The organism is Calderihabitans maritimus (assembly GCF_002207765.1).
GTDB classification, from domain to species: Bacteria; Bacillota; KKC1; order Calderihabitantales; family Calderihabitantaceae; genus Calderihabitans; species Calderihabitans maritimus.
Genome location: NZ_BDGJ01000059.1, coordinates 38,835 through 42,988, shown reverse-complemented (window position 1 = coordinate 42,988; position 4,154 = coordinate 38,835). Strand labels below are relative to the sequence as shown.

Sequence of the window (4,154 nt, the reverse complement as noted above, 5' to 3'; positions counted from 1 at the left end):
AATTGTAGTTATTCCGTTCGGCCTGGTCAAGGGTAAAATGAACGGGCGGAGCCCGCCCTTGACCAGACCTCACTTCATTTGTTAATCAAGCCCGGTGAAAAGATAAGAGCATGGCAGTGGCATTTTATCAGGCCATTGTTGGCAAAAAGCATTACAAAACATAGAGTAGCAAAACCCTCAAATTCTACGAAAAAAAGAGTTTGGGGGAGTTAGAAACAAAATATTGAGATAGGAGGGTTTGACATGATAGGCGGCAATGCGATGTTGACAATATGGTTTTGGTTAAGCGTTATCTTTTTTATAACTGCCATGGTTGTGCTCTGGAAGTGGTATCGGCCGGAAGATATGTCCCAAGATGTTTCTGAAGATTAAAAAATTAAAACATATTTTAATACCGGCAAATTATTGGGCGGCGGTAAGCGTTGCCAACAATTTGCCGGTATTTCTGTATAAAGTTTTTTATCCTTAATTGAGATTTAATCTTCAGACCAGCGGTACGAGGAGGTAATGAAATGAAAAAGATACTACTCATATCCACTGGCGGGACCATTGCCATGGCGAAAGATGACAATGGCCTAGCTCAACCCACGCTAGATGCTCAAAACTTGTTGCGAGCCGTGCCAGAAATTAAAAGTGTTGCTGATGTTACTGCCGAGCAGTGGTTAAATGTTCCCAGCCCTTTTCTGCAGTTTTCCGACCTTGTCGAACTTGGTCGGAAAATTAATGAAGCTGAAACCGCAGGCTATGATGGCGTGGTGATAACCCAGGGTACGGATACGCTGGAGGAATCTGCTTATTTTTTGGACCTTATTCTGGAAATTTCCATCCCTGTAGTACTTACCGCCGCCCAGCGAAATCCTTCGCTGCCAAGTTCTGACGGGCCGATGAACCTGTTGGATGCCATAACGGTAGCCGCTGACGACCAGGCAAAAAACTACGGTGTGTTGGTAGTAGCCAATTCGGAAGTACACGGGGCACGGGAAGTGGTAAAAACCCATACCAGCAGGATCGATACCTTTAGAAGCCCAGAATTTGGCCCCCTGGGAGCCATAAGCAACGGCAGGGTGGTTTGGCTACGAAATCAGTTGTGGCATGAAGTTTTTCCTATTAAACAACTGGTTGACAAAGTTGAGGCAGTATACCTAGGATTAGGTTCCGAAGGAAGTGTGATAGAATTTCTTGTTGATGCCGGTATTAAGGGCATAGTCATCCAGGCGTTGGGTGGCGGACATGTTCCACCCAAAACTTTACCCGCCATTACTAAAGCGGTGAATAAGGGTATTCCGGTAGTAATTACCAGCCGTTGTCATGCCGGAAGGCTGTTTACAGGCACATACGGTTTTCAAGGAGCGGAAAAGCACTTATGGGAATTGGGGACAATTTTTGGCGACGGGCTGGCAACTTCCAAAGCGCGGGTAAAACTGGTGGTACTCTTATCGGCGGGTTTAAGCCTGGATGAGATCCGCTATCATTTCGAAAAGCATTTTTATGCTTAATATCTAAAGGTAAACTAAAATTTTTGAAAAAATGGGGTGAGTTTATGCGCGAACAAATTTCTGTCGCCCTAGTGCAGTTTGCACCCCACGAATTTACCGCCAAAGAAAAAAATGTATCATACATGGTGGACCAAATAATTGCATTGGGAAAACAAGGTATAGACCTGATAGTATTTCCCGAACTTTCTGTTTCCGGTTTCTTCCGGCATGAACCGGGAGGTAAGCTTGCTTATTGGGAAAAAGGAGCGGAAGATTTAGACGGGGAATCCAGTCACCGCATAATCACGGCTGCCAAAGAAGTGGGAGTTTATGTAGTGTTCGGTCTGGCCGAACGTTTGGCAAGGCCGGTCGAGATGTATAATACGGCGGTTTTGGTAGGTCCTGGGGGAATTGTGGGCGCTGCCCGCAAAATGCACTTACCGTTATATGAAAAATTCTATTTTACTTCCGGCCGATTGGGAACGGTACTTCATACACCTTTGGGCCAAATTGGGCTTGCAATTTGTTACGATATGTATTTCCCAGAAGCCATAAGAATATTGGCCGTAAATGGTGCTGAAATCATTATTGCTATCAGCTCCATGTGGAAGGGTGGTGACAAGGGCGGCGTAGGCCTGATAGGCAGTAAGGAGAGGATATTTGATATTACCCCTGTTTGCCGGGCTATGGAGAATCAAGTATACTTTTTAAGCTGCAACGGGTGTGGCAGGCATGACATGGGTCCAATGCTGGGGGTATGGGAACGTTTAGGGAATTCAAAGGTTGTAGACCCACTGGGGAACATTTTAGCTGTTGCTGACTGTAACAGAGAAAGCGTTATCACCGCGGTGCTCACCAGGGAAGTGTTGATCAAAGGGCGTTCAGCATTCGGGTTTTTGGCTGACCGCATACCGGAACTTTACAGCGACCTCATATACAGTCAAGTTTCAAAATAGGGCAGGGTTGAAATATGCATGGGGTAACGGTGAAAATTGACCCAATGCGGATGAAAAGGCGTTTAGATGCCCTAGCGGAGTTTGGCCGTGATCCCCAAGGTGGTTGGACCCGCTATAGTTTTACCCCAGAATATATCCAGGCACAAAATTTGGTAAAAGAGTGGCTGGAAGAGGCAGGGATGAAGGTCCGCTTGGATCCGGTGGGAAACTTGGTCGGCCGCCTGGAAGGTATTGATGGGACATTACCGGCAGTAGCCATGGGTTCCCATATTGACACGGTCAAAAATGGCGGCAAGTTTGACGGCAATTTGGGGGTTGTAGCAGCTGTAGAAGTAGTACAAACCATTGTAGAAAATCATATTGCGCATCGTCATCCAATTGAAGTGATTGTGTTCGTTGAAGAAGAAGGAGCCCGCTTCGGGTCCGTTATGTTAGGAAGCCGTGCCATGTTAGGCTTGGTTACCCTGGAGGATTTACATAAGCACCACGATGAGGCGGGTATAACTCTTTACCAGGCCTTAAGATCAATGGGTCTTAGTCCGGAAAAAATCCCCGCTAGCGTTGTTCCGCCCGGTTATTACAAAGCCTTTTTTGAAATGCACATTGAGCAGGGGGCTATACTTGATTCTATGAACATTCCGGTCGGTATCGTGGAAGGAATTGCCGCTCCGGTTTGGTTGGCGATCAGAATCACCGGCAGGGCAGACCATGCCGGAACCACCCCAATGAACCTGCGGCGAGACGCACTGTCTGCCGCTGCCGAAATTGTCCTTGCTGTAGAAAAAATTGCCCGAGAAACCGATAAGTCCACCGTAGCCACCGTAGGCAGGCTGCAGGTGAAACCCGGCGGTATCAATATTGTCCCCGGGGAGGTGAAAATGACTGTTGACATTCGGGATATTGATGTCCAGAGACGACAGACAGTCGTGAAGAAGATTGAAGACGCGGTGAAGGTAGTTTGTCAACGGAGAGAGATTAGTTATGAAATAAATGAAATAGTCAGGATTGAGCCGGTAATGCTACCGGCAAAAATGAGACAGCTAATTGCGTCAGCAGCAGAAGAAGTTAACGTACCTTACTGTAAAATAATAAGTGGGGCAAGTCATGATGCGCAGATCATGGCCCAAATCACCCCGGTGGGGATGATATTTGCTCCTAGTAAAGGAGGTTTAAGCCACTGCCCCCAGGAGTATACGGAGCTTGAGGATATTGCTGTTTGTACCCGCGTCCTCTTAAGTTCGGTCTTAAAGATTATTTGACAAAAAAGCGGTTTCCCTTAAGTGTTGTAAAAAACAAATTATATTTTCCCCAGCAAACCGTATTGTAAACCGTCGAGCAGCGTAGTGTACCATTAGAGGAATACCCTGCTGGCGGTTCTTTTTCATTACGCAAGTTAAGACGAATGACAGGTTGAGCCTTATAGTATTTCACTATTTCTTAGTTCTTTAACCGGTCATAACCTCCATCTTCAATGATAAACTTTGCTCTATCCATAAAACCTGAGAAGCAATGTTTTCACCCAGAGGGGTCACACATCCGCGTCATTGAGGCCTCTCGGCTGTATCCTATTGCACCCTGGGTGACGAAGACCTCAAATGTACTGTGTACGGCCCTAAAACCCAGGGTGCTAAAAAAATGCCAGCAAGCAATTTTTGTACTCAATTTTTTATAATACTTCAAGCCAAGGGGGAATAAAGTTTCTTGGAGAATACAAGAGCGACTT

The 4,154-nt window shown here is 46.2% G+C and carries 4 protein-coding genes; all 4 read left to right on the top strand.

Features of this window, described 5'->3' with window-relative positions; genetic code table 11:
• The first annotated feature begins 243 nt into the window (after nt 1-243).
• The 4 genes from KKC1_RS17020 to KKC1_RS05940 all read left to right on the top strand — a co-directional run bounded on the left by KKC1_RS17020 (nt 244) and on the right by KKC1_RS05940 (nt 3,690).
• Nucleotides 244-372 (top strand): hypothetical protein, encoded by a 129-nt coding sequence (locus tag KKC1_RS17020; RefSeq protein ID WP_272946658.1) that lies wholly within the window; start codon nt 244-246, stop codon nt 370-372.
• 140 nt (nt 373-512) lie between these two features.
• On the top strand, nt 513-1,496 hold the full coding sequence (locus tag KKC1_RS05950; RefSeq protein WP_088553569.1) for an asparaginase: 984 nt from the start codon (nt 513-515) through the stop codon (nt 1,494-1,496).
• A gap of 44 nt (nt 1,497-1,540) precedes the next feature.
• Complete coding sequence (locus KKC1_RS05945) at nt 1,541-2,431, top strand: carbon-nitrogen hydrolase family protein (RefSeq protein WP_088553568.1); 891 nt, start codon at nt 1,541-1,543, stop codon at nt 2,429-2,431.
• A 14-nt stretch (nt 2,432-2,445) separates the two neighbouring features.
• Nucleotides 2,446-3,690 carry a Zn-dependent hydrolase gene (locus KKC1_RS05940; RefSeq protein WP_088553567.1) on the top strand — a complete coding sequence of 415 codons (1,245 nt, stop codon included), beginning with the start codon at nt 2,446-2,448 and terminating at the stop codon, nt 3,688-3,690.
• Nucleotides 3,691-4,154 lie beyond the last annotated feature (464 nt).